Here is a 25,285-nt window from a genome sequence, read left to right on the forward strand (position 1 = left end):
GGGCGGTCTTCGCTGCGGGGGGAGTGGGGCAATCTTCACAGTAGGCAGTGGTCGTAGGCGTTTGGTGGCAAGGAGTGGTAATGGACTTAGACATCAGTAATCAGCGGGTGCTGGTTGCAGGCTTAGGCATTTCTGGTCAAAGCGTGGCCCAGGCTTTGCGCGGTCGGGTCCGGTCAGTGGTGTGTGTAGACGAGCGCGCGCCGCAGGCAGACCTGCACTCCTTTGACCTCATTGACTTCGACCAGGTTGACTTAGTGATGGCATCCCCGGTTTTCCCTCCCAGCTCGCCCTTTATAGTTGAGGCTCTCAAGCGCGGTATACCGGTGGTGAGTGAGGTGGAGATTGCTTGGCAGCTGCGCGTCGATTCCAAGCGTTCGGGGCAGCCTGCCTCTTGGATAGGTATTACTGGCACCAACGGTAAGACTTCGACTACGCAGATGACCGCGGCAATGATGACTGCTGCCGGTTTTGATGCTCCTGCAGTGGGCAATATTGGTAAGGCAGTGTCGCAGGCTGCGCTCGACCCCTCCCACGATGCCCTGTGTGTGGAGCTGAGCTCCTTCCAGTTGCACTTTACCTACTCGCTCGCCTTGGAATGTGCGGCGATTACCAACTTGGCTGCCGACCATTTGGATTGGCACGGGGGCTTTGAGGCTTATGTGGCTGACAAGGCCAAGATTTATCAGGGTGTGCGCAAGGCTTTGGTATACAACGCAGACGACGATCGTGTTGCCGCCATTGCCCAGCAAGCCCAGCCAGTTGAGGGCTGCCGCAAGGTCGGTTTCACCTTGGGGCATCCCCGAGAAGGGCTGATTGGTATTAGTGACGGTTGGATTGTTGATATGAGCGGGATGGCCTCTGGCGAAGTTGGGCAAGCTGAGCGCATCCTGCCCTTGAGCGATTTGAGCGGATTGAGCGAGCCTAACGGTCAGGTCTATCCGCACTTGCTGGCCGATGCCCTGTGCGCCTTCGCTCTGGCCTTGGGAGCGGGTGCTAGCCGCCAAGCCGCCTGCCAAGCGATGAAACATTTTAGACCCGGCGACCACCGTATTGAGACTGTTGCACAATTAGGTCAGGATAGCCAAGCTATCCGTTTCGTAGACGACTCAAAGGCCACCAATGCTCACGCGGCTCAGGCATCGCTCTCCAGCTATGCGCCGGGTAGTGTCGTGTGGATTGCAGGCGGGCTTGCAAAGGGCGCTCGCTTCGATGATTTAGTACGTTCCCAGGCCTCGCAGCTGGCTGCGGCAGTGGTTATTGGTGTCGACGCAGAGCCCATCTTGGAGGCACTAGCTACTCAGGCCCCGCAAGTGCCGGTGACCCGCATTAGTGCCCAGCCACAAGACAGCCTCATGCGGCGAGCGGTCGAAGCTGCTAGCTCCTATGCCCAGCCCGGCCAGGTGGTACTGTTGGCTCCAGCTTGCGCTTCTATGGATCAATTTACATCGTATGCTGAGCGCGGTGCCCTCTTTACTCAAGAGGCCCAGCAGTGGGTGAGCGATCATGAATAACACTAAGCCCAAAACCGGGCGTAAGACGCGTTCCTCCTCATCCAAATCTTCCAGTGCTTCCTCTTCGGTGGTGAACGGGGAGAAGGAGAAAGAGCAGGCGGTCGCAAGCTCCCAGGCGCAGGCCCAGCTCGATTCGCCAGCACAGAAGGCTGCTGGTTCGCAAACTTCATACCAAGGCATTCGCGCTTTGCTCAACCCTCTATGGTGTTACTACGGCTTCATCACCACCGTCGTAGCCCTCACTGTCTTTGGTCTTATGATGGTGTTTTCCAGCTCTGCAGTAGACATGGTTGCCCAGGGTAATTCGCCCTGGAGCCAGGCCATTCGTCAGTGCATGTATTGCATCGTTGGCTTCATCGTGGCAGGTATAGCCATGCACATACCCTCGCACGTATACCGCCGTTGGAGCGTAGCTTTCCTCTGGTTTGGCCTCTTCATGCAGGTGCTCACCTTCACCCCACTGGGCCGCTCGGCAGGCGGTAATTCGGGCTGGATTTTCATCGGTGGCTTCTCCCTCCAGCCCGCGGAAATTCTTAAACTGGCCTTGTGCGTGTGGCTGCCGGGCGTCTTGCTAGATGCCAGCGATGCCATAGACAAGGGCGAAGGCATGAAGGCCTATATTAAGCCCGCTGCTGGCTTCATTGCGGCCTTTGGTCTCATTATGTTGGGCAAAGATTTGGGCACCGATTTGATTGTGGTCATTATCGGCTTGGTGGCCTTCTTCATCAGTGGCTTCCCGCTCAAATGGTTCTTCTCGGCTGCAACCGTAGGCATCGCTGGCATCGTTGGCTTCTTCGTGCTGGGGTCAGGAAACCGTATGCAGCGCATTCTGGCCGCGTATGGCGAGTGCTCGGGAGACGACTTGCAGGGCGTATGCTATCAGTCCGTCCACGGCTTGTATGCCATGGCTTCGGGCGGCTTAACTGGTGTGGGGCTTGGCAATTCGCGCGAAAAGTGGAACTACCTGCCCGAGGCCCACAACGACTTTATTTTCGCAGTCATCGGCGAAGAAATGGGCTTCGTGGGAGCCGCTATTGTAGTCTTAGCTTTCATCATACTGGGCTGGTGCATGCTTCGTATCGCTTTAACCACCCCAGACCACTACGCCCGCATCACACTGGTGAGCTTGGCCTCTTGGATTGTGGGCCAGGCGTTAATCAACATTAGCGTGGTTCTCGGCCTCCTGCCCGTTATCGGCCTGCCCCTGCCCTTCGTCTCGGCTGGCGGCACCGCTCTGGTCTTGTGTTTGACCGCAGCGGGTGTAGCGGTACAGATGATGCGCACCCATCCCGACGTTCAAGCAGCCATAGCCGGAAATTAAGGCGAATTGCGCTGCCTGCACAATGGCTGGTTCTCAGACTATGCTCTAAAGCGGGTACGACTAAAGGAGCGCTATGAATTCGAGAGCTGACCAGGTGCATGTAGTCCTTGCTGGGGGCGGTACTGCTGGTCATGTGAACCCTCTGCTCGCGGTGGCAGCAGCCATTCAAGCCCAGCGCCCCTCGGCCCAAGTTTCAGTGATGGGCACCGCAGTTGGTTTGGAAGCCCAGCTCGTGCCCCAAGCTGGTTTTGAACTCGACACTATTGAAAAACTGCCCTTCCCCCGCAAGCCCAATATGGACGCTCTGCGCTTTCCGGGTCGCTGGCGCCAACAGATGAAGCGCGCTCAGGCGATAGTTAAGGAGCGGCAGGCCGATGTGGTAGTCGGCTTTGGCGGGTATGCGGCGGCACCGGCTTACCTTGCGGCCCACCGTTTGGGCCTGCCCTTAGCCGTGCACGAGCAGAACGCTAAAGCTGGCATGGCCAACAAGCTCGGCGCTCGCTGGGCTGACTATGTGGGAACTGTTTACGAGAACACGGGGCTCAAGCTTGCCTCAGGGGCCCAGATTGAGCGAGTAGGTCTGCCCTTAAGGCCTGCGATTGCTGACTTGTGCCAGCAATTCGAGCAGTCGCGGCCCCAAGCCCGGCAGCAGGCGGCGGCCCAGCTCGGATTAGATCCACAGCAGCCGGTAGTTCTTGTGACCGGCGGTTCTTTGGGCGCGCTCAGCCTCAATCGAGCTGTATCAGGCGCGGCAGCAGCTCTGCTGGCTCACGCTCAGGTATTGCATTTGACTGGCCGGGGCAAAGATGAAGCGGTGCGCGCGCAGGTGGCTCAAGAGCTTGGCCCTGCTACTATCAACGATGTGGATCCGGCTCATGCTGGCGAGGGCGACTATCATATTAGCGCCTATTTAGAGCGTATTGATTTGGCTTTTGCCTGCGCCGATTTGATTATCTGCCGCTCCGGAGCTGGCACGGTATCGGAGCTCGCGGCCTTGGGCTTGCCGGCCGTTTATGTGCCCCTGCCCATTGGCAACGGCGAGCAGCGCTTCAATGCTGAGCCGGTAGTTTCGGCTGGGGGAGGCCTGCTGGTGGCCGATGAAGATTTGACCACCCAGTGGGTCAGCCAGCAGCTTCCGGCCCTGCTTGAAGACTCAGCTCGGCTAGAAGCTATGGGCCAGGCGGCATGGCAGTACGGCATTCGTGATGCCGCACAAGTCATGGCTGAACGGGTGCTGTATTTGGCAGATCAGCGCGCTTCTTGAGCAGGTTTGACCGCCAGCTTGTAAGCGTTCGTGGTGGAAGCGGCTTAAGGGCTGTGTCGTGGCCCTTGGGGCGTGCATAATAGAGTGAGTCATGACGATTAGGAGATGCCCTTTGTCTCAGCTGCAAGATTCCACTTCGACCCCCGCGCGAAATCAGCAGGAGTCGCCGCTCAACCCCACTCGCGACACGTTTGCCGTTTGGGATAAGCCCCTATCTGCCTTGGGGCGCACGCATTTTGTGGGCATCGGCGGTGCGGGCATGAGCGTATTGGCGCAAATGTTGAGCGAAGCAGGGCTGGAAGTCACTGGCTCAGACCGGCAGGCATCGGCCAAGACGGCGGAGTTGGAATCGCTGGGAATCAAGATTGCCATAGGCCAGGCTGCTGCCAATGTTGAGGGCGCGCAGACCGTCGTGTGGTCCTCTGCTATTAAGCCCGACAATCCCGAAATTGTGGCTGCTCAAGCGCAAGGCTCACTCTTAGCCCACCGCTCTGATATTTTGGCGCTCCTGCTGGCTTCCCGGCAAGGTGTGACCGTAGCCGGAGCCCATGGTAAAACTACGACCAGCGCGCTCTTGGCCCATATTTTGCGTTCAGCTGGCCAGGGCGATTTAGCTGATCCGTCGTATGCGATTGGCGGCTCCATTCAGACGGCAGAAGGTACGCAAGATGGCGGGCACTTAGGCTCGGGTCAGGTGCTGGTGGCCGAGGCCGACGAGTCCGACGGCTCTTTTGAAAAATATCATCCTAAGCTGGCTCTTATTACCAACGTTGAAGCGGATCACTTAGACCATTACGGCAGTTCTGAGGCTTTCCGGGCTGCTTTTGCCGGGCATGCTCGGCACGCGCGCGAAGCGGTGATTGTGTGCGGAGATGACGCTGGTGCCCGACTGCTATTGCAAGACTTGCGTAAGGATTATGCTGGCAAAGTCGTGGTCTACACCACTGCTTCGGAAGCGCAAATTGAGGAAGCCGGTTGGGATATTTGGGCCCAGGTTGTGCGCATCGAGTCGGAGAGCGAAAGCAGCGGCTCGGGGCAGGAGCATTTCCAACTAGAACTGCCTGCTGACTTGGTCAACCAGCTTGGTGTTGAGACAGAACAGGGCAGTCTTGCAGTCAGCCTTGCTATTCCTGGCATCCACAATGCTCGCAACGCAACTGCTGCCATCAGTGCTGCTATTTGTTTAGGGATGCGGCCGAGCGCGGCTGTTGAGGCTGCTGGTTCATTCTTGGGTGCCGCCCGCCGTTTCGATCTTAAGGGGCACATAAACGGGGTGAGTGTAGTCGACGATTACGCCCACCATCCCACCGAAATTGCGGCCCTACTAGCTGCCGCTCGTAGGCGCTATCCGCAGGCTCAGCTGCGCGTACTCTTCCAGCCGCACATGTTCTCCCGCACCCAGATTTTCGCGCGTGCCTTCGCGCAAGCCCTAGCCACTGCTGACGATGTGGTGGTGACTGGCGTGTATCCGGCCCGCGAACTGCAAGCTAACTTCCCGAGCGTTGGAGCGCACACTATTGTCGACGCTTACCATGATTTGGGTGAGCAAAGCGGCAGTGTGGAGCGTATTGAAGCCATAGATGACATGCGAGAGGGCGCACTGGCCCTGGCGAAGCGTGCCCAGCCGGGCGATGTGGTGCTGACAGTTGGCGCAGGCGATATAACCCGCATGGGAGCAGTGATTGTAGACGAGCTCAAGGCTCAGGGCGAGCAGGCTAGTGAGGGTAGCTTGGCATGAGTCGGCGGATAGCAAGTTCAGGAGGCTCCTCGAAAGGGGGGAGCGGTAGCCGGGAGCAGGAGCCACAGCAGCCTGCCCGCCGGTCCGCTCAAGGCCGCCGAACTGCAAGCCGCACCGCAATGGGCACCGCTTCGGGCGCTGGCACTGGATCGACTGCGATTCCCAAGCAGCGCAGGCTTGCGGCAAGGTCAAAAGGGCAGCAGTCGACGCCAGTAGTTCAGGAGTCGGCTCAGGCTGAGACCAGCGGGCGGGCGGTGCGTGAATCTGGCTCGAACGCTGCTCCTGCGGCGGGCCAGCGCGGATGGGCTCGACGCAATGTTCGAGGTCGCAAAAAGACTGCGGCTTCCCTCTCTCGGCGCTCGAAAGCTGGCAAGAATAAGCCGCGTTCTGTAGCCGGGAGTACCGGTCAGGGGCCTGCGGTTGCGCGCAAAGAAACCTCCGGTACTGCGCTCGCTAGCAGCACACGCACCGCCTCGGGAGCGTTTGTGGATGCCCGCAGCTTGCCTTCCGACGATGCGCTCCTCCAGCAGTCTTCCGCCCAGTCCAAGCAAGGTTTGGGCGTATTTGTTAAGCCTAAAGTGGTTGATTTCAAGGCTAGACTCAAGGAGCGCCAGCGGGCCAATATGCGCGCGCTGATAGTGCGATGGTCCATAATTGTGGCGGCTATTGCTGCGGTGATTGCCGTTATTTGGGCCCTGTGTTTCTCTCCGGCCCTGCTCCTGCACAGGGACGAGATTCGCGTTTCGGGCGGCAATGAGTGGGTGTCTGACCAGGAAATACTTGACATAGTCAAGAAAGAAGAGGGGCGTTCCCTTCTGCTGGTTTCCTCGTCGAATATCGAAAACTCGATAAGTGGCCTGCCCGGTGTGACTAGCGCCAAGGTCGATAAGCAGTTCCCACACGGCGTGAAAGTGACTTTCAAAGCTCAGGAGCCGGCTGCGGTACTCAAGTCGGCGGACGGCAAGATTACTGCGGTCGACAGGAACGGTGGTGTCTTGAACGAGGTGGCCCAGCCGCCTCAGGGCATCCCGCTGATTGAGGTTCCTTCGCTCGATAAGGGCGTTGGAGACCACGCGGTTCGGCAGGCTTTGAAGATTCTCGCTGGGCTGCCAGATTCCATGCGTCAAAGGGTTTCTAAGGTCACGGCTCAGACCCAAGACTCGGTCACGACTGAGCTTGACGGCGGCCAGCGGGTAGTGGTCTGGGGCGATGCTTCGGACCTGAAGTTGAAGATGGCTGTGGTCGACAAGATTGTCAACGATCCGGCGAAGATTGGCGACAAGCATCAGGTCGATGTTTCTGCGCCTATGCGGCCTATTATTAAGTAATCGCGAGCGGGGGAGTAGTTCAGTCGGGCTCTGCTGGGTGTGGATTAGGTTTTGCTTATGTTCTGCTGGGTGCTGCTAAGTTTTGTTCAGCGTTGCCTTACGCTGCTCAGTGATACAGAGTGCCTTGCTTGTAGCTTGGGATAAGCGGTTTCGCTGATTAGGGCAGCGGTAACGCACTTGTGAGATTGCGGACTAAGTCAACTAATTCTTGGGCATGAGTTGGTCGGTATCGAGCGGGATCGTGACCGGCCCATCGTTGGTGAGGGAGACGCGCATGTGTGCGCCAAAACGCCCCGTTTTTACCGTGATGCCTTGGTCTGCGAGCGCTTGGTTGAGCTCCTCCCACACGGCCCGAGCGTGCTCCGGTTTGCCTGCACTCACGAAAGAAGGGCGGTTGCCGTGCTTGCAATCCGCAAAAAGGGTGAACTGAGAAATCGAGAGAATATCCCCGCCGGTATCTACGACTGAGCGATTCATCTTGCCGCTCTCATCTTCAAAAATGCGCATACCAGCGATTTTGCGGGCCGCATAAGCCACTTCTTGAGCGCCATCAGAGTCAGCAACCCCAACCAGCAGCACGAGCCCAGCCCCAATGCTCTGCTTGGCAAAGCTCGCATCCACCTCGCCGCTGCGCTCATCCACCACATCAACCGTAGCGGCACTAACTCGCTGCACCATAATCTTCATACCTCTAGTTTAAGTGAAGGAGCTGCGAGCCGAGTTACTGGCAGACGGGCAGATGCTCGGAGGTGCGTACGAACGTGTGAAGGTGTGCGCGTGTGAAGGTATGCTCGTATGCTGGTGTGACGGTGTGACGGTGTGACGGTGTGACGGTGTGACGGTGTGAGCGTGTGACGGTATGAACGCGGAATGTTGCCGGCTTAGCATTTGTGACAGCTTGCTGGTGTGGCGGGGGATAGCTGCATGCTGCATTTCTGTGTTAGAAAGCGGTCGCTAGAGCCAATGGTGTTATTTGCCTTCGCTCAGTAATCCGCACGAGCGATACAGCTTTTCAATCGCCGGCGACTTGTACGCAATATAGTTGTCAATGTCGTCGGGAAAGCGTTGTGCCGCCTCGCGCTTGGCCTGAGAATACTCTTCCACGGCCTGTGGGTGCTCGCGCAAGTAGTCGCGAAAAGTCAGGTGGCGCTTGAGCTCGGCCGAATCTTGTGGGCAAGCGTAAAGGTGGTGGGCCATGAGCCCCGGCAGTTCGTCGTAGGCAAAGGCCTCGCGCCCCTCAATCCCCAAATCGCCCTCGTCTTTATAACCCAACTTGGCCAGAGCGCGCACTATCCCCGCCAAATCCGAGCGCTCGCGATACACCAGGTCGATGTCCAAAATCGGCTTAGCTCAAAGCCCACAGACCGCAGTAGACCCCACGTGCTCCACCCCAACCAGAGCACCGCCCATCCCAGCCTCTTCCATCCCAGCCACAATCCGCTCCCGAATCCCCTCAAAGCACCCATGCCACCCCTCATCGTGCCCCAAAACAGTAATGTGCTGTGTGCGCATGGTCCCCCCCCCCCGCTGGTTCAAGCTACCGGTTGTTGCTTTCTTTGATTGGGTCTGGATAGATAATATAAGAAGACGGAATCAGCTCTGCACTTCCGTGGAGGTCGCCTCGATTCTCAAAGCGCTTGGGCTTTTCGCTGTAACAATCGTAATATCGTACTAGCATGAAAGCATGATCGTCATGTGATTGTATTACCTCATGAGAGGAGACGTAGAATGGCCGGTCTAGACCACCAGACGTTGTCTTAACCTCTATATGCAGTTCTTCGCCGGTTTCAGGGTCGAAGCTGAGAATATCATAACCCGCGTTGTCGTTCTCTTCTGAAATTGGTCTGACTTTATCTGCCAACTCATGTTGGCCCCGATCGAGTAACTGGCGCTTTTGGAAAGCAATTTCCAATGACTCTCCAAATTTTCCGAGTTGAATATTGCGAATGTTTTTCTGAACAAAATCAATTTTTGATTTCTTTTTAGGAGTTGTTGAGACTGGCTTATCGTCTCGGTTGGTGTGGTCTAAGCCAGGGCAAAGCACGGTTTCTGGAACTGGTATGTTGCTTATTAAGAACTTTTCGTAATATTTGAGTGCCGTAGTAAATCTTGTTGCATCACTTTCGGCGTTATTTCCCGTTCCCTTGCGGACGTACCTATAACCAGATTCTTGAATGAACAATAGTAGTCTACAAACGCTCGTAACATCAGAAAGTTCATAGATAGGGGTTGTGCATATATCTTTAATGTCTGTATTAGCTAGCTTTACTTGTTTATTCGTACCGGGATCGGTAAAGACTAGCCGCGAGTACAGTGAGTAAAATGTGTTTTGCTTCTTAAACTCGTTCGCATACGTCTTTGCTGTATCCTCGCTGAGGTGTTCTTTCTCAATAAGATAGGTTTTGAACGCAGAAAATTGTTCGGAAGGTACAGCAGTAACTTCGAATGCTTCTTGAATCAGGGTGCTAATTCTTTTCTGGTTATTCGTCGTCCGACGTTTTGATGCGCCAGATGAATGCTCAGTGTGAACTTCCTGAGCAGCTTCTTTTATGCTTATTTCTGAGTTGCACAAGATGGGAATGGACTGTTCATAAGCTTCTAAAATGGTGCTCGCGTTGTCGTCTATTTTTTCGGCATAGGTTTGGATAACTTTTCCGTAAATTGAGAGCATGGACTTAAGATCTTTGCTCAACTGTTCGTCGCTGGGTATGTTGTTGCGATCATAGTAGTAACCGCACACATGGCCCTGCTCGTAGCCGCGGGCAAGAGTTGTATTTCTAGAGCCAACCCGACCTAAGTCGATCGAGGTACGTAAATCATTTTTGTTAGGAAGAGATGAGGAGACAGAGCTCCAAGTTCGATCCGCTATACGTCGTATATTCTCTAAAGCTATTTCGCCCTTGTATAGATTTGAGAACTCGGTCCAAGATAGTAAGAAAGAGAGGTACACTCCTGTCCTATCAGCCTTGAAGAGGTATACAAGGTAAAAACCTTTGCTTGCTGCGTCTGAGATGCGCTTGTCGAAGGCAGCTATCCAGGGTATGAGCGCTGTGCTGCCCATTCCCGCAGAACCTTTTACGGCGTACTGGCCCTGCTTAGGGAGGATCGCTAATAATTCATCTGCATATTCATGCCGAATTTGGTCTTTTATAGTTTCGTGCTCACTGTCGGCGTCGTCGTATCGGGCTAGCACTTCTTGCAGCGCATGTTGAAACGTCATAGTATCTCCCTACTGCATGGCATGTGCGGCGTTGTGTTACTACTCACCATTTATGCTCTTGTATGTATAGCAACAGTATATTCGCTATTTCTTTAAGAAAAAACTCAAGCTGGAATATTTGCGGCGTCCTAGATGTAGGGTATAGTGAGGTGTTCGGCGGGAACGCTGAGTTTGATAATTGAAGATTGGGGCTGATCGGTTTCGACGGTGATCTGTTCGTCGCAGGGAAGCGTGCCGAGAACGCGGGGGTCCGCTCGTTAACGTCCTCTCGCAAAAAATTAAGTGCTAAATCTAATCGCACTGAGTTCGCTCTCGCTGCCTAAGCTTTAAGCTAGGATTAACCAGCGAGCTACGGCTCCGTTCACTCTCCTTCGTCTTCGGGGAGAAGCTGAGCGTCATTTAGAAGGCTTGCTTGAGTTGTTGCGTCACAGGGCAACTTAGGGACTTTAACTGTGAATATGCCAGCCGCCCGTTGTCTGCGACATAGGCGGGGGCAGAAAAATAGCCATACGGCCAGCAGACTACGCACGTAGAAGACTGGGAGTACGGTCACCGGACCGGGGTTCAATTCCCCGCAGCTCCACCAATCAAAAGCGCCACCCCAACCCGGGTGGCGCTTTTTTATTGTAATAATGCCGTTTCTAAGCCATTCTTAGTATGTACTATGCCAATGCGTTCCACAATCAAAGTTCGAAACAGCTAGTTTCGTATATAAAAAGGGCCACACCCTAAGAAGTGGCCCTAAATAGATTGTGGGCAATTACTGCTTTTTCAGATGAATGGTTGTGGTGGTGCCTAGCGCGCTCGCGGAATAGGTTATTTCTCCGTTGCTGTACTTGAACTCTTTGGTGTCGTCGCTGGAAGCAAGGAGGCTTTCGCGCATCTTGTCTTTGTCTCCCTGGCTGGTCCATGAGAAGTCGCCGGACTTCGTAGGTGCTGTGTAGCTGCCGGTCCAGTAGAGGCTTTTGGTGCCTGGGCTAATCCAGTTAATCTCGATGGTATTGCCGGTGATGGTGGCTTCCTGGTAGTGGTCTTTTTCGCCGTTGGTTTGTTTCCAAGTGCCGCTTAAGTCGGCCGGCTTGTCTACTTGCTTTTCTGCTGCTGGCTGTTTGTTGTCAGCTGAGCTGTTAGAGGATCCACCGCAGGCAGATAATCCCATTGTTAAAATCAGTACCGACGTTGCTGCTGCTACAACACTGCGAGCCTTCATGCTCTTCCCTTCTATAGCAATGCTGGCACATTGGAGGCCAGCCATTGTTTATAGTCTTCTACGACTTGGGCCGTTATGCCCATTCGAGGCTATCAGATAAGGTCGCCTAGAAAGTTTGTTCGGCGGTTGCGTACTCGATGTGGTTTATGAGGCGTACGGCGTTCTCTTTACGGACCTGTCGCTCAGCTTTGGCATCTGTGCGGCCGCAGCCTGGTTTTTAAACTTGGAATGTGACTTCTCTTGAACATAGTTGCCGCGCCGGCGGAAGATGCTGCCTGGTAGTTGATGACGATGGCGTGCTCTTCGCTGGGGTGATGCAAGTTACCGGAATCGATATAGGCTCGTCGAAAACATATCGTGCTGCGTAGTCAGACATACCCCCCCCCTCCCCACTGCGAGACTTTGTTCTGAGTTGAATGTGCTAGAAGCAAGGTCAGATTAACAATAATGGTTGTGTTTGTTCGGATGCCTTGGATACCGTATTATCGTTTTAATGAAAAGTGCTATTGATGCAATGAAAAATATTATTGCTGCAATAAAAAATTGGCTAATCTCTAAATATACTGCATTAGTGCAGTGGGCGATAGAAAAGCTAATTTTAGCTAAGCCCTCCGCTAATCAACATATACGTTCGATCTTAATGTTTGTCGGCTTGACTAGTTTTACAGTAGTGGTACTTCTGTGTGTGATTCATGCGTATGTTATTCCACAAATAGCAGCAATAGATATAGAGAAAATCAAGACAGAGAGTGCTGCACTTGGTCAAATTAGACCTTTTGCAATCGGCGCCTTCTTTTGTGTTTGCTTATACCCGCTGTCGGCCATGTCAAAATCACATAACAAGAAAAAGATATTTTATTTTGTGTTTTGTATGTCCGCAGGTGTGTTTGGCTCTATCAATTTCCTGTATGCGAAAAGTGTTACGGGGATTTGTTTGTTCTGCCTTGTCATGGTTTCATCTATATTGGTCATACTAACGATTGATGCATTGCGTGTTATCTATAGCTGGCTCTTGAATGATGGGGGAGAGGATACTGGAGACCAAAGCGTTGATATCGCAAAGCTCACCTTTGTCTGGGGCATTATAGTTTTTGTTTTTGGTATCATTATCAAATGAACGATAGAAAGTCCGTTGAGCACGACAAATTTTTCTGGTCAGAAGTTTGTGTTTCAGTTGTTACCATAATATTTATTGCAGTCCTAATTATATACAAGCGATGGCTGGTTGCACTACCGAGCGTAACGAAAGCTCAAGGACTTATGCGGGCAGTTACGATTGCTCAGCAAAAAGGTTATTGGGCAGTTCTTATACTCGGTATTCTTTTGATTATCGGCATGATTGGATTTTGCTATTACCTATTTAAGAATAGGTCTTATAGTCAAAATTCCATTACCGTATTGGCTACCTATTTTATTATTAATGCCGTTCTCTTTGTAGTGCTTGTCTTAGTGTTCTGGGATCCAATCTTCACAACATTTTGCACATTGATTGGTGCAAGTCTGGCTGTTTTGTATACCATGGAATCGTAAAGCATTGGTACATTTTCCTATAAGCATTGTAAAAAGGCATACTGATTTGGGAAGATATATTTCTTGAAATGAGTAACTACGTTTGGCTCTTTACGAAAAGAGTTCGGGAGCTATCTCATTAGTTTCTAATCTATGGACAGCAGCTGGCCAATTATGTCTTTTAATCTGTTCCGTTTGCGGTGCTTGAACCAGCGAAGCCTCGGTTGGTTGGGCCGAGGCTTCGTGTCTGTAGCGGGGTGGTTCCTCCGCTTGAGTTACTTTACTGGGCCGCCGGCAGGTGGTGCCCCTTGCTGCGCTTGCGGTGATTATTGGTTTGCAGGGCTGCGTAGGTTACTGCCGCAATAAGGCTGAGGGCCAGCAGGCTGCCTCCGCCTAGGCGCTGGAGGGGGATGCTGCCGGCTTTGGGGAGGGTTAGGGGGGTGTAGGGGTAGGTGAAGTCGTGGATGGGGTAGTCGGGTTGGGCTGTTCCGTTCAACGTCCAGGTGACTATTACGGGTACTGGGCCGCCTGCGTCGTTTTGGGGTGAGGTGACGGTCCAGGTGCCTGCACTACCGTTTGGGGTGGGGCCGGTTTGGGCTGGGGTTGGGCCGAATTTGACGGCGGTGACGTTGATGTCGTAGAGCATGCCTGCGCTGACGGGGGTGAGGCTGAGTTTGCCTGGGCCACCTTGTTTATCGCCCAATTGGCCGAACGCGTTGTCGCCCCAGGTCCAGAGGGCGCCGGTGGTGTCGATGCCGATAGCATGTTTCCAGCCGGATATGAGTTTAGTGAACGTGGTGCCGGGTTTGGTGTTGACGACGATGGGTCGGGTTGGGCTGGTTTGGTTGCCGTTGCCGAGTTGGCCGGAGGCGTTGTTGCCCCAGGCGTAGATGCTGCCGTTGCTGGCGATGCTTAACGCGCTGTTGCTGTTGGTGGTGACGCTGGTGAAGGTGATACCGGCAGGCAGGGTCGGCTCGGCTGGTAGCGGCTGGTTGAGGGTACTGCCGTTGCCTAGCTCGTAGTCACCGTTGTAGCCCCAGGTGTAAATGCGGCCAGTGTCGCTGATGGCGAGTGACCAGTCGGCGGTAGCGGTGGCCTGTTTGAAGGTGGTGACTCCCACGGGGAGCTGGACTTGCACGGGCACGCTGCTGGTATTGCCCACGTTGATGGTGGTGGTGCCGAGTTGGCCGTATTGGTTGGAACCCCAGCTGTAAGCCTGGCCGTTATCGCCCAAACCGATGGAATGGCCTGAAGCGGCGCTGATATGGGTGAAGTGGTAGATGCCAGCCGGCGTTTGCACCTGGACCGGGCTGAGCCTATTGCTCGTCGTGTTGTCGCCGAGTTGGCCGCTGGTGTTGGCTCCCCAGGCATAGGTAGTACCGTTGTCGCCGATAGCGAGCGTATGGTCGCTGCCTGTACTGACCTGCGTGTAAGCGCCTACACCGCTTGGCATGCTGATGGCTAGGGGAGTGAGCTGGTTACTAGTATTGCCGGTGCCGAGCTGTCCGCTGGTGTTGGCTCCCCAAGCGTACCAGCGATTATCACTGCCTAAAGCGAAGGAGTTGTTGGGGCCTGCGCTGACTTTCAGGAACTTCACCCCGTTTGGTGTGCGCACTTTAGTGGGCTGCATACGGTTAGTAGTGCTGCTATCGCCGAGCTGTCCAGCATCGTTCCTGCCCCACGCGTACAGGTCACCGTCTGAGCCGACTGCGAGCGTGTGATACCAGCCGGCTGACACTTGGGTGAGTTGCACGTTTGATTCTTTAGGGTGCGGGGTGATGGTAACGCTGGTGCCGCCACTGTTTGGTCCCCGGTTCGGGCTCATGGTGAAAGTTATACTGTTTTCCCATTGAGCTGTCAGTGTGATGTTGCTGGTGACGGGCTCGTTGAAGGTGTAGGGCTTACCGTTGAGGAACCAGCCCACAAACCCATGACCCGCCCACGAGGGCTGCATAGGCCACTTCGCTTTCGACCCTTCTAACACTCGTTGCGAACCAGGCGGACTGCCCGGAGCTGTACCGAGATTGAATGTGACGGTAAACGTATCCAAATACCGGAACCTGAGCGTCGCGTTCGGCTGTGTAACCCCGTTCAAAGTCCAGCTGACAATCACATCCACATCCCCAGGAGCGTGAGCTGGAGTATTCCCCGTCCAAATACTCGAAACCGGTGTCACCGTACCAGATGTGACAATACCGCCAAACGTAACCCGAGTAATCATAATTGGCCCACCCACGCGCACCGGAGTATTACGATCAGTGGTGGTTCCGTCGCCGACGGCTCCACCTTTACCTAGCCAGGTGTTCATACCCCACGCGTAGGCGTTTCCGTTGTTGTCAATGGCGAAGGAGTTGTATTCTGTGGCGAAGATAGAGACGAATTGGACGCCAACAGGCACGCTTACTAGAATTGGTGTAGTGCTCCACGCTCCGGTTTGTCCGCTTCCATTGTTGACGGGTTTGGTGCTGTTCCCGAGTTGTCCGTAGCCGTTCCATCCCCATACGTAGGTTTTATTGTCATCTCCTAAAACGAGTGTATGCAAGCCGCCTAAAGCCATGCTGCGTATTTTAATGCCACCAGGCAAGTTTACGGTCACACGGGTTGGCCTAGTGACTATGGTGCTAGTTTCTTTACCGGTATTGCCTGTGCCGTCGCCGAATTGTCCCCAGCCTTGGAATCCCCATTTATAGGTGTTGCCATCACTGGCTGTAGCGCTCGAACTCCAGCCGCCTGCGTGAACACTGGTCCACTTATATCCGGTGGGAGAAGCAACTGCAACCGCAGAAAGCTGAGTAGTTGTGTCGCCAGTAGCTAACTCACCGTGTTCGTTCCATCCCCAACCGTAGATGACACCGTTGTCTCCTAGCGCGAGAGTGTGATAGTACTGCGTGCTGATGCTGATGATTCTCACACCTAGAGGGATGCCGACAACAGGAGTTGGTGCTAAGCGATTATTAGTGTCGCCTACGCCTAGCATGCCTACATAAAAGTCAAAGTTGCTGCCCCATGTGTAGACTTTGCCGTTGTCTCCCAGAGCCATGCTATGAGCGAAGCCTGCTTGAACGCTAGTGAAGCGGCTGACGCCAGCGGGCAAGGGGATTTTGGTAGGGGTATATCGGTTGGTGGTGTCTCCTAGTCCGAGTTGCCCTGATTTGTTGTATCCCCAACTGTAGGCGTAGCCGTCAGTGCCTAAAGCGAGTGAGTGGTAGCCGTAACCGCCTGTGGCGATTTGAGTGAACTTGACACCGTTTGGAGTGGTGATACGGATTGGGGTTAACCGTGTTTGGGTGGTGCCGTCTCCTATCTCGCCGTAATCGTTGTTACCCCACGCATAGAGATTATTATCATCACCGATAGCAAGGGTGTGAGAAAGATTTGAACTAATTAGTCTGAACTTCACGCCAGCTACAGTGTATGGCGTGATGGTGGCGGCGGTGCCACCGGCGGCGGGGCCGGACTTTGGCGTGAGGCGGAATTGCGTGGATTCGCTAGCGTGCGCTTGGGGTGGGGCTATCAGATTGGCTGACCCCCCCCCCAGGACACTCATGGAGATAAGCGCCACAATAGCGCTTACTGTGCGAAACCGTCGCATATCTATGCCCCTTAAGCCATATGCGGCACCCTCAGGCGCCGGTAAAAGTGTTTGTGCGTCTAACCGCAGCCCAGCCGTTCCCCAACCGCAGGCGCGCGTAACGCAAATTCCAACAAATCTGTTCCCAGTCTACCACCGCACAGGGCCCAACGCCCAACCCACCCGCATCCACAACTTACGTTTTTGTAGTCGAAAGGGGTATAGCAGCTTGATTTGTTCTATTGTTGAGAGTCGGCAGTTGGCTGGGCGAAGAGGCCCGCGTCTATCTTGGAATGAATGTGTTGCTGTTGGTTATTGGACGATGTGCGGTGTTCGGTTGTAACATTTACAGGAATCCCTTGTATCAAGCGCAGACACGCCGGGGCGCCCCATGCGCTAGACTAAAAGTTAATAAAGCCTCCCAGCCTCTCGAAGAAGCGTATACCGGGAGGCTAACTTGTACCATTGCGAAAGTGGGAATCAGCATGGCAAAGCGGCCCCTCCTGTTGAACCAACAAGTCGACTTACTGATTGGGCGAGGCCTGAGTCTAGGCAATATCAGCGATGAAGAGGCTGAACGCATACTTTTTACAACCAATTACTATAGACTTTCCGGGTACTGGCGTTATTTTCAGGAAAATCCAGACTTCCACAATGACCATTTCAAATGCGATGCTGACTTGTCTACTATTCTCGAATTGGTTGAGATGGACGCACGTATGCGATCTTTGCTGCTAGAGGGATTGTCCAGTTTTGAAATCGCATTCCGGTCCGCATTTGCATATTATGCAACAACAATGACGGGGGACCCATACGTTTACTTGCAGTTATCTGCATACTCGCAATCAGAAAATGAGCGTTCGGCGGTTGGTGATTCCCTTCGCTCGAAATCTGTTCAAAGTGAGAGTAGACGAGAACGGACTTTGCGTAAAATCGAAGAGGAGCTGAAGAGGTCCAAAGATGATTGCATCAAGCATTTCAGCGTGAAGCAAGAGCCGATACCTATGTGGGCAGCGGTAGAAGTTTTGTGCTTTGGCACACTTTCTCAAATGTTTGAGCTGTGGTCTGATTCAGATTGTAAAGCGGCAGTTGCGCGGTCCTTCAAGGGGTTCACGAGTTGGGATAAATTCCAATCCGTTCTCCACGCATTTTCTGTGCTGCGTAATATTTGTGCCCATCATGGTCGTCTGTGGAATCGTAGGGTTCCGGTGACGCCGGTTATGCTCAAACAAGTTATCGATAAGCACGAAAAACGGAGCATTTACAACAACACCGTTTGGGCTGATGTAATTATGATTCAATTTTATGTTGACTCATTAAAAAATAATACAGAGTATTCTGATGCCGTTGCGCGGCTACTGACTCAAAGTGCTCTGTATCTGCAAGGAATCAAGAGTCCTTACCAGAGGCCTAAGGCCAAAAATGCTGGGAAAGAGGACAGCGGCGCTGCGAGCGCTGAAACGAATGACGAAGTGACGAGCTCGAATAGGGGAGTGGCTGGCTGAGCGCGGGGTTTTGGGTGTGCGTTCAGCCAGGAGTTGTTGGTTTGGTTGGTGGGGTTGTTATTGCTGTGCTCGAACAGGGTTGCTTTGGCTCTTATTTCTTGTGCTGCGGCGTTTGGTGAGACGAGTTTGGTGGGAGTAAAGGCCGGACGCGAGAACGGATGCCAGTAGGAGGGTGATTCCGGTTAGGCGGTGGAGGGGAATGCTGCCGGCTTTGGGGAGGGTTCTGGGGGGTTCGTAGGTGTAGATGAGGGGGTAGTTGGGTTGGGTGACTCCGGCTAGGCTCCAGGCGATGGAAACTGGTACGGTTCCTGCCGAGTGGGGGCGGGTGGTAATCTTCCATACTCCGTTAGCAGCATCGTAGGTGGGACTGGTTTGAGGAGCCAGTCCGTCAATCGTGATGCCGGTGATGTTTAAGCGCACTGGTATCAAACTGACTGGTGTGAGACTGAGGTTGCCGGGGGATCCGCCTTGATTATCTCCGAGCTGGCCGGAAGCATTGTCTCCCCATGCCCAAATGTTGCCGGAGGTGTCTACGCCGATGGTGTGGTTGTAACCGGTGTGAAGCTGGGCGAACGTGGTGCCGGGCTTGGGGTTTACAGCTACCGGGCTTGGCTGGTTATTCTGGTTACCGTTGCCGAGCTGTCCGGCGGTGTTGGCACCCCAGGCGTAGATTTGGCCGGTATTGGCGATGGCGATTGTGCTGTTGGCTTTGGGCTTGACCGATGTGAACGTAAGGCTTGCGGGTAGTTGAGCTTCGGCAGGTAACGACTGGTTAACGGTGTTGCCGTTGCCGAGCTGGTTTTGCCCGTTGTAACCCCAGGTGATGATACGACCGTTGTCTCCAATGCCGATAGACCAGTTAGCGCTAGCAGTAGCTTGTTTGGACTTGCTTAAGCCAACAGGAAGTTGCACTTCTACTGGCACTTGGCTTCTATCTCCAACAGTGATGAATACACTGCCGATTTGCCCGTATTGGTTGGAACCCCAAGCGTAAGCTAAACCATTATCACCAGTAGCGATTGAGTGGCTCGATCCGGCTGAAACACTGGTGAATTGGAAGGCACCAGCAGGAATCTGCACTTTCACCGGGCTGAGACTACTAATGGTCGTGTTATTGCCGAGCTGGCCATTGGTGTTGGCTCCCCAGGCGTAGGCAGTGCCGTCATCGCCTAAAGCGAGGGTGTGGTTTTCGCCAGGGCTTATCTGCGTGTATGCGCCTACTCCGGTGGGCATGCTGATGGCAACGGGCGTGAGCTGGTTGGTGGTGGTGCCGTTGCCGAGTTGACCACTAGTGTTGGCTCCCCAAGCGTACCAATGGTTATCGCTACCCAAGGCAAACGACGTGTTGGGGCCTGCTACGACTTGCCGGTATTTCACCCCTGCTGGCGTATTCACGACCATTGGCACGACGTGGTTGTTGGTGCTGCCGTCGCCCAGTTGTCCGCTATCGTTCTTACCCCAAGCGTAAATGCGTCCGTTTGAGCCTAAGCCGAGTGTGTGGTTCCAGCCCGTACTGATTTGACTGAACTGAATGCTTGACTGCTTCGGGTCAGGAGTGATTGCGACTGTCGTGCCGCCCGCGTATGTCCCTGATGGCGGGTCTAAGGTGAACTTGATTTCTTCCCAGCGAGCAGTCAGGGTAATGGATTGAGTGACTGGTTCGTTAAAGGTGTATGGTTTGCCGTCCGCATACCAGCCAGTAAACAACTTGTCATTCCACACGGGTGTGGTGGGCCATGCTGCTTTCGAACCTTCTAATACGCTTTGCGTGACGGGCGGACTACCGGGAGCTTCACCAAGGTTGAAACTGACAGTAAAAGTGTCTAAATACCGGTATTTCAGTGTTTCGCTAGGCTGAGGAATCCCGGTCAAAGTCCATTCCACCACCACGTCCACGTCCCCAGGAGCATGAGGCAATGTAATACCTGACCAAATACCAGAAACCGCGTTTATGCTACCAGAAGTTACCTGCCCGCCTATGGTGACCTTCGTAATTTCAATGACACCACCCACGCGTACCGGAGTATTGCGGTTAACAGATGCGCCATCACCGAGTTGTCCGTTATTGCCTCGTCCCCAGCTGTAGGTGTTGCCATCGCTGCCGATGGCGAAGGAGTTATAGTAGCTGGCTGTGACGCTGATAAAGGTTACTCCTGCTGGTACTAGTACTTCTACGGGGGTTGTAACGTAACTGTAGATGGGTTGACTGGGATCGATTGTGCCGCCATCTCCGTTTTCGCCGTAAGTGTCGGATCCCCATGCGTATGTTTTGTGGTCGCTGCCTATGGCGAGGGTGTGCCAGCCGTTGCTGCTGAGTTGTATAATGCTCACACCTGCTGGCATTTGAATATTGTTAACTATCGGCGTGTAAATACTGGTCGTGGTCCCGTCGCCATATACGCCTTTAATGCTGGCATCAGCACCTGTGGCATCGGTGCCGTTTTTATTGTTGTTATTGTTGGCTCCCCAAACGTAGCGTTGCCCGTCGCTAGCGGTAGCAAAGGAGGTGAATCCGCCTGCGGTGATGCTAGTCCAGCGTAATCCGGCTGGTGGGTTCACTGATATTGCTGAAAGCGGGCCAGTTGTGGTTCCGTTGCCTAGAGCACCATGCGTGTTGTTTCCCCACGTGTAAATGACACCATTATCGCCTAATGATATGCTGAATTGTGCTCCTGTGCTGATGCTGATGATATTAACCGTATTGGGAATGCCAACAACCAGTGTTGGTGTTGTGCGGTCGTAGATGTACCGACCCCAAGCTGCCCACTCCTGTTCATGCCCCATGCGTAGACTTTACCGTTGTCGCCGAGGGCTATGACGAACCTGTTTGAGGCTTTGATTTGTAGGAATCGGTTTACACCTGCTGGTAGTGGTATTTTGGTGGGGACAATGCGGTCGGTGGTATCTCCTAAACCTAATCGGCCTCTATCGTTCCAACCCCAAGTGTAGATATAACCATCGGTTCCTAATGCCGTCGAATGATCCACTGAGCCTGCGCTGATTTGAGTGAACTTGATGTTTGCTGGAGTGATTACTCTGGTTGGTGTCAAGCGGGTAGTGACGGTGTTGTCACCAATTTGCCCGTGCACATTTTGACCCCATGCGTAAGCATTACCATCATCACCGAGAGCCAGCGTGTGAGAGTAACCAGAACTTATAGTCGTAAACTTTATGCCGCTTATTGAAGAAGGTGTAATAGTAACGTTGGTGCCACCGGCGGCGGGACCGGAGCTGGGGTTGAGGCGGAAGTTGGCGGAGGTTTCGTCAGCGTGTGCTGGAGTGGGTTGTGTCAGCGAGTTGGCTGACCCCCCCCCCCAGGACACTCATGGAGATAATCGCCAGTGTGGCGCTTACTGTGCGAAACCGTCGCATAATTGCACTCCTCAAGTCGTATATGGCGCTCTCAAGCGCCTGTAAAAGTGTTTGTGCGTCTAACCGTGGCCTTGCTGTTCCCCAACCGCAGGCGCGCGTTACGCAGATTCCAATTTTCTAAGCCTACTCTACCATTATTGGCAGAAAGACTGCTCAACCCCGTGTACTCTCTCGTATTTTAGCCCTCCACCCCGCGTCCGACCCTAAGTGCAAACCCCAACTCCCTCGCCACTCACCCAACCCGGCAAAGCAGCTTGAAAGTACTTTCAAGTAGTTCGCAGTAGTGCGGAGTAGCGCGGAGGGGGACTTTGTTGCTCCGCGCTACTTGGCTTGGGTGGTTGGGTGATTGTTTGGGTGCAGTTAGTGGGGTTGTTTGCGGGTGCGGGATTTTTGGCGGGTGGCGTATGTTACTGCTGCTGCGAGGCTGAGGGTTAGGAGGAGGGCGCCGGTTAGGCGTTGGAGGGGGATGCTGCCGGCGGTGGGGAGGGTGAGGGGGTCTGTGTAGGTGTAGGTGAGGGGGTAGTTGGGTTGGGGGACTCCGGACAGGCTCCAGGCTACGGATACGGGGACGGTTCCTTCGGCGTGGGGGTGGGTGGTGAGTTTCCAGGTGCCGGTTGCTGGGTCGTAGGTGGGGCCGGTTTGTGGGGCTTGGCCGTCCATCGTGACGCCGGTGATGGTGAGTTTGACTGGGGTTAGGCTCACGGGGGTTAGGCTCAAGCTGCCGGGTGTGCCGCCGGAGCCGTCGCCGAGTTGGCCGAATGCGTTGCTGCCCCAGGTCCAGATGTTGCCGGACGTGTCTACGCCGATGGTGTGTTTCCAGCCGGTGTGGAGTTGGGTGAAGGTGATGCCGGGTTTGGGGTTTACGGTGATTGGGCTGGCTGGGCTGGTTTGGTTGCCGTTGCCGAGCTGGCCGGCGCCGTTGTATCCCCAGGCGTAGATTTGGTGGTTGGAGCCGATGGCCATGGCGCTGTCTGAGTTGGTGATGACTTGGTTGAAGGTCACGCCTGCGGGCAGGTTGGGTTCGCCGGGTATGGCTTGGTTGACGGTGGTGCCGTTGCCGAGTTCGTAGTCGCCGTTGTAGCCCCAGGTGAGGATGCGCCCGTTGCTTGCGATGCCGAGTGACCAGTCAGCTGTGGCGGTGGCTTGCTTGAACTTGTTTATACCGACGGGCAGTTGCACTTCTACCGGCGCGGGGCTTGTGTCGCCTACGTTGACGAGTACGCTGCCGACTTGCCCGTACTGGTTGGAGCCCCAAGCGTACGGCAGGCCGTTATCTCCAATCGCGAGCGAGTGGACAGATCCGGCAGACAGGCTCGTGAAGTGGAATACGCCGGGTGGGGTTTGCACGGTTACTGGGCTGAGGCTACTAGCGGTGCTGTTGTTGCCCAGCTGGCCGCTGCTGTTGGCTCCCCAAGCGTAGGCGATACCATTATCACCCAAAGCGAGGGTGTGGGTGTCTCCAGGACTGACCTGAGTGTATGCGCCAACTCCGGCGGGCATGCTGATAGCTACGGGAGTGAGCTGGTTAGTGGTGTTGCCGTTGCCGAGTTGGCCGCTACCGTTGGCTCCCCAGGCGTACCAGCGGTTATCGCTACCAAGGGCGAACGACGTGTTGGGCCCTGCTGCGATTTGGCTGAACTTGATGCCGGCTGGCGTGTTTACGGCCATGGGTACGACGTGGTTATCGGTGGTGCCGTCGCCGAGCTGGCCAGCATTGTTTTTGCCCCACGCGTAGATGAGGCCGTTTGAACCTAGGCCGAGCGAGTGATACCAGCCCACAGACACTTGGCTGAACTTGATGGTGGACTCTTTAGGTAAGGGGTTTAAGCTCACTTGCGTGTTGCCCATAGTGGTTCCTGAGCTGGGGCTCAGCGATATGCCGTATTGTTCCCATTTCGCGGTTAAGGTAATCGACTGGGTGACTGGTTCGTTAAAAGTGTATGGTTTGCCGTCTATATACCAGCCAGTAAAGGTTTTGTCACTCCAAGCGGGGGTGACTGGCCAGGCGGCTTTGGATCTTTCTAACACGTTTTGCGAGCCGGGTGGACTGCCCGGCGCTCCTCCCAAGTCGAAGCTGACGGTGAAGGTGTCGAGATAGCGGAAGCTGAGTGTTTCACTGGGCTGGGGCACCGTGTTCAGGGTGAGTTCTACTACTACGTCCACATCTCCGGGCGCGTGAGGCAGGGTAGCGCCAGTCCAAACACCAGAAACCGGATTAATAGTGCCAGCAGTCACCTGCCCGCCAATAGTAACCCTCGTAATCCGAGTAACCCCACCGATGCGCACCGGAGTAGTGCGGTCAACAGTACTACCATCACCGAGTGAGCCTTGATTTTTCCCCCATGCGTAGGAGTTGCCGTCACTACCTACAGCGTAAGAGCTCCAGTAGCCGGCTATGACGCTGATGAAGGTCACTCCAGCTGGCGTGGAAACTTCCACAGGAGTTGGAGGAGTTAGTACGCCACTGCCGTCTCCGAGCTCACCGTAATTGTTGCTTCCCCATGCGTATGTTTTGTGGTCGCTACCGATAGCGAGGGTGTGGTGTCCGTTGGTGCTGCGTTGGACGATATGCACTCCAGCTGGCAAGAGAATATGAATGCGTGTGGGAACGCGATATTCGGCAGTGGGCCCGTCTGTATCGACCGACATCCCGTTGCCGTATTGAAAAACTCCTTGGTTGGAGCCCCACGCGTAGTCGTTGCCATCACTGGCAGTAGCAAAGGATGTATAACCACCGGCTGTTGCGCTGGTCCAGCGCAAACCAGCAGGAGGGGTAATAGCAACGGCAGAAGTGCGGTCGGTGAGGTCACCAATACCGAGCTGAGCACTGCTATTAGAGCCCCAGGAGTAGATGACACCATTATCGCCAAGCGCCATACTGTGATAGTTGCTTGCACTGATGCTGACAATACGTACGTCGTTGGGTATGCCAACTACTGCTGTTGGACTAGTTCTGTTAACGGTACCACCTACTCCAAGAAAAGCCCCGACTCCCCAGCTGTAGACTTTGCCGTTGTCTGCTATCGCGAGAGCGTAGCAGGATCCAGAGGCGATTTGCGTAAAACGGGTAACGCCTGCCGGCAGTGTTACTTTGGTAGGAGTTAGACGGTCGTTCGTGTCTCCTAATCCGAGCTGTCCTAAATCGTTTTGCCCCCAAGAGTAGACATTGCCGTCTGTGCCTAAAGCAACGGAAAACGCGCCTCGAAAGGCGGTATTGCTTGCCCAAATTTGGGTGAAACGGACATTGGGAGGCATTTGTACTCGTACTGGCGTGAGACGGGTTACGGTGGTGCCGTCACCGAGTTGTCCTCGGGCGTTTGTTCCCCATGAGTAAGCATTACCGTCATCACCGATAGCGACAGCATGCGAGATAAATGAACTAACCTTCGTAAAGTTCACGCCCGCTACGGTGTAGGGCGTAATCTTAACGTTTGTGCCACCGGCGGCGGGGCCGGCATTGGGGGAGATGCGGAGGTGGGCGGAGGTTTCGTCAGCGTGTGCTGGAGCGGGTCGAGTCAGCGAATTGGCGGACCCCCCCCCCCAGGACAGTTATGGAGACAAGCGCGACTAGTGCGCTCATCGTACGAAGCCTACGCATAACCAATTACCCCTTTTGCACAGCGAATTGTATTTCTGTGGATGCTACTCATAGTGATCTCACTCAAACTGCGCCCAGCGTTCCCCAACTGCGAGCGCGCGAGACCCGTATTCCAACGAATCTGCTGCCTAGTCTATC

The 25,285-nt window shown here is 54.5% G+C and carries 15 protein-coding genes, 1 other RNA gene and 1 pseudogene; 9 read left to right on the forward strand and 8 right to left on the reverse strand.

Features of this window, described 5'->3' with window-relative positions:
- The first annotated feature begins 80 nt into the window (after positions 1–80).
- From murD to R8377_RS02555, 5 genes are all read left to right on the forward strand, one after another.
- Positions 81–1,511: a UDP-N-acetylmuramoyl-L-alanine--D-glutamate ligase gene (gene murD / locus R8377_RS02535; protein WP_317643398.1), complete on the forward strand. Its 1,431-nt coding sequence runs from the start codon at positions 81–83 to the stop codon at positions 1,509–1,511.
- Positions 1,504–2,832, forward strand: coding sequence for a peptidoglycan glycosyltransferase FtsW (locus R8377_RS02540; protein ID WP_317643399.1), 1,329 nt, complete (start codon positions 1,504–1,506; stop codon positions 2,830–2,832). The genes murD and R8377_RS02540 overlap by 8 nt, the downstream gene beginning before the upstream one ends.
- Positions 2,833–2,905: 73 nt before the next feature.
- Positions 2,906–4,096 carry an undecaprenyldiphospho-muramoylpentapeptide beta-N-acetylglucosaminyltransferase gene (gene murG / locus R8377_RS02545; RefSeq protein WP_317643400.1) on the forward strand — a complete coding sequence of 397 codons (1,191 nt, stop codon included), beginning with the start codon at positions 2,906–2,908 and terminating at the stop codon, positions 4,094–4,096.
- Positions 4,097–4,208: 112 nt separating this feature from the next.
- Positions 4,209–5,834, forward strand: a complete 1,626-nt coding sequence (murC, locus tag R8377_RS02550; protein WP_317643401.1) for a UDP-N-acetylmuramate--L-alanine ligase — start codon at positions 4,209–4,211, stop codon at positions 5,832–5,834.
- The gene (locus R8377_RS02555; RefSeq protein ID WP_317643402.1) at positions 5,831–7,162 is read left to right on the forward strand and encodes a cell division protein FtsQ/DivIB; all 1,332 of its coding nucleotides are present in this window, start codon (positions 5,831–5,833) and stop codon (positions 7,160–7,162) included. The genes murC and R8377_RS02555 overlap by 4 nt, the downstream gene beginning before the upstream one ends.
- A gap of 201 nt (positions 7,163–7,363) precedes the next feature.
- Here R8377_RS02555 and dtd read toward each other — a convergent pair whose 3' ends face one another.
- The 3 genes and pseudogenes from dtd to R8377_RS02570 form a co-directional block, all read right to left on the reverse strand.
- Positions 7,364–7,849 carry a D-aminoacyl-tRNA deacylase gene (dtd, locus tag R8377_RS02560; protein WP_317643403.1) on the reverse strand — a complete coding sequence of 162 codons (486 nt, stop codon included), beginning with the start codon at positions 7,847–7,849 and terminating at the stop codon, positions 7,364–7,366.
- A gap of 282 nt (positions 7,850–8,131) precedes the next feature.
- Positions 8,132–8,674, reverse strand: a pseudogene (locus tag R8377_RS02565) (GrpB family protein).
- A gap of 25 nt (positions 8,675–8,699) precedes the next feature.
- Positions 8,700–10,382, reverse strand: coding sequence for an MrcB family domain-containing protein (locus R8377_RS02570; RefSeq protein WP_317643405.1), 1,683 nt, complete (start codon positions 10,380–10,382; stop codon positions 8,700–8,702).
- Positions 10,383–10,569: 187 nt separating this feature from the next.
- Between R8377_RS02570 and ssrA the strand changes: the two genes are divergently transcribed.
- Positions 10,570–10,968: a transfer-messenger RNA gene (gene ssrA / locus R8377_RS02575) on the forward strand.
- A gap of 174 nt (positions 10,969–11,142) precedes the next feature.
- Here the strand turns inward: ssrA and R8377_RS02580 are convergent.
- Complete coding sequence (locus tag R8377_RS02580; protein WP_317643406.1) at positions 11,143–11,592, reverse strand: hypothetical protein; 450 nt, start codon at positions 11,590–11,592, stop codon at positions 11,143–11,145.
- Between the two features lie 514 nt (positions 11,593–12,106).
- On the opposite strand from R8377_RS02580, the gene R8377_RS02585 reads away from it, so the two are divergent.
- Positions 12,107–12,709, forward strand: a complete 603-nt coding sequence (locus R8377_RS02585; protein WP_317643407.1) for a hypothetical protein — start codon at positions 12,107–12,109, stop codon at positions 12,707–12,709.
- Positions 12,706–13,122 (forward strand): hypothetical protein, encoded by a 417-nt coding sequence (locus tag R8377_RS02590; RefSeq protein ID WP_317643408.1) that lies wholly within the window; start codon positions 12,706–12,708, stop codon positions 13,120–13,122. Before R8377_RS02585 ends, R8377_RS02590 begins: the two co-directional genes overlap by 4 nt.
- 259 nt (positions 13,123–13,381) lie before the next feature.
- On the opposite strand, the gene R8377_RS02595 is transcribed toward R8377_RS02590, so the two are convergent.
- Positions 13,382–16,693 (reverse strand): RCC1 domain-containing protein, encoded by a 3,312-nt coding sequence (locus R8377_RS02595; protein ID WP_317643409.1) that lies wholly within the window; start codon positions 16,691–16,693, stop codon positions 13,382–13,384.
- A 485-nt stretch (positions 16,694–17,178) separates the two neighbouring features.
- Here R8377_RS02595 and R8377_RS02600 point away from each other — a divergent pair, with 485 nt between their 5' ends.
- Positions 17,179–18,177, forward strand: a complete 999-nt coding sequence (locus R8377_RS02600; protein WP_317643410.1) for an Abi family protein — start codon at positions 17,179–17,181, stop codon at positions 18,175–18,177.
- Between the two features lie 57 nt (positions 18,178–18,234).
- Here the strand turns inward: R8377_RS02600 and R8377_RS02605 are convergent, their stop codons facing one another.
- From R8377_RS02605 to R8377_RS02610, 3 genes are all read right to left on the reverse strand, one after another.
- The gene (locus R8377_RS02605; RefSeq protein ID WP_425605035.1) at positions 18,235–20,922 is read right to left on the reverse strand and encodes an RCC1 domain-containing protein; all 2,688 of its coding nucleotides are present in this window, start codon (positions 20,920–20,922) and stop codon (positions 18,235–18,237) included.
- Positions 20,826–21,500, reverse strand: a complete 675-nt coding sequence (locus R8377_RS07815) for an RCC1 domain-containing protein (protein ID WP_425605020.1) — start codon at positions 21,498–21,500, stop codon at positions 20,826–20,828. The genes R8377_RS02605 and R8377_RS07815 overlap by 97 nt, the downstream gene beginning before the upstream one ends.
- Before the next feature lie 409 nt (positions 21,501–21,909).
- Positions 21,910–24,948, reverse strand: coding sequence for an RCC1 domain-containing protein (locus R8377_RS02610; RefSeq protein WP_317643412.1), 3,039 nt, complete (start codon positions 24,946–24,948; stop codon positions 21,910–21,912).
- Positions 24,949–25,285 lie beyond the last annotated feature (337 nt).

The sequence above is a fragment of the Bombiscardovia apis genome (assembly GCF_033095945.1).
Classification (GTDB): Bacteria; Actinomycetota; Actinomycetes; order Actinomycetales; family Bifidobacteriaceae; genus Bombiscardovia; species Bombiscardovia apis.

Bases quoted from the DNA above. Each gene is read 5' to 3' on its own strand.
- R8377_RS02570 (WP_317643405.1), bottom strand. From the start codon at position 10,382: ATGACGTTTCAACATGCGCTGCAAGAAGTGCTAGCCCGATACGACGAC.
- murD (WP_317643398.1), top strand. From the start codon at position 81: ATGGACTTAGACATCAGTAATCAGCGGGTGCTGGTTGCAGGCTTAGGC.
- dtd (WP_317643403.1), bottom strand. From the start codon at position 7,849: ATGAAGATTATGGTGCAGCGAGTTAGTGCCGCTACGGTTGATGTGGTG.
- R8377_RS02555 (WP_317643402.1), top strand. From the start codon at position 5,831: ATGAGTCGGCGGATAGCAAGTTCAGGAGGCTCCTCGAAAGGGGGGAGC.
- R8377_RS02580 (WP_317643406.1), bottom strand. From the start codon at position 11,592: ATGAAGGCTCGCAGTGTTGTAGCAGCAGCAACGTCGGTACTGATTTTA.
- R8377_RS02540 (WP_317643399.1), top strand. From the start codon at position 1,504: ATGAATAACACTAAGCCCAAAACCGGGCGTAAGACGCGTTCCTCCTCA.
- murG (WP_317643400.1), top strand. From the start codon at position 2,906: ATGAATTCGAGAGCTGACCAGGTGCATGTAGTCCTTGCTGGGGGCGGT.
- R8377_RS02595 (WP_317643409.1), bottom strand. From the start codon at position 16,693: ATGCGACGGTTTCGCACAGTAAGCGCTATTGTGGCGCTTATCTCCATG.
- R8377_RS02590 (WP_317643408.1), top strand. From the start codon at position 12,706: ATGAACGATAGAAAGTCCGTTGAGCACGACAAATTTTTCTGGTCAGAA.
- R8377_RS02585 (WP_317643407.1), top strand. From the start codon at position 12,107: ATGAAAAATATTATTGCTGCAATAAAAAATTGGCTAATCTCTAAATAT.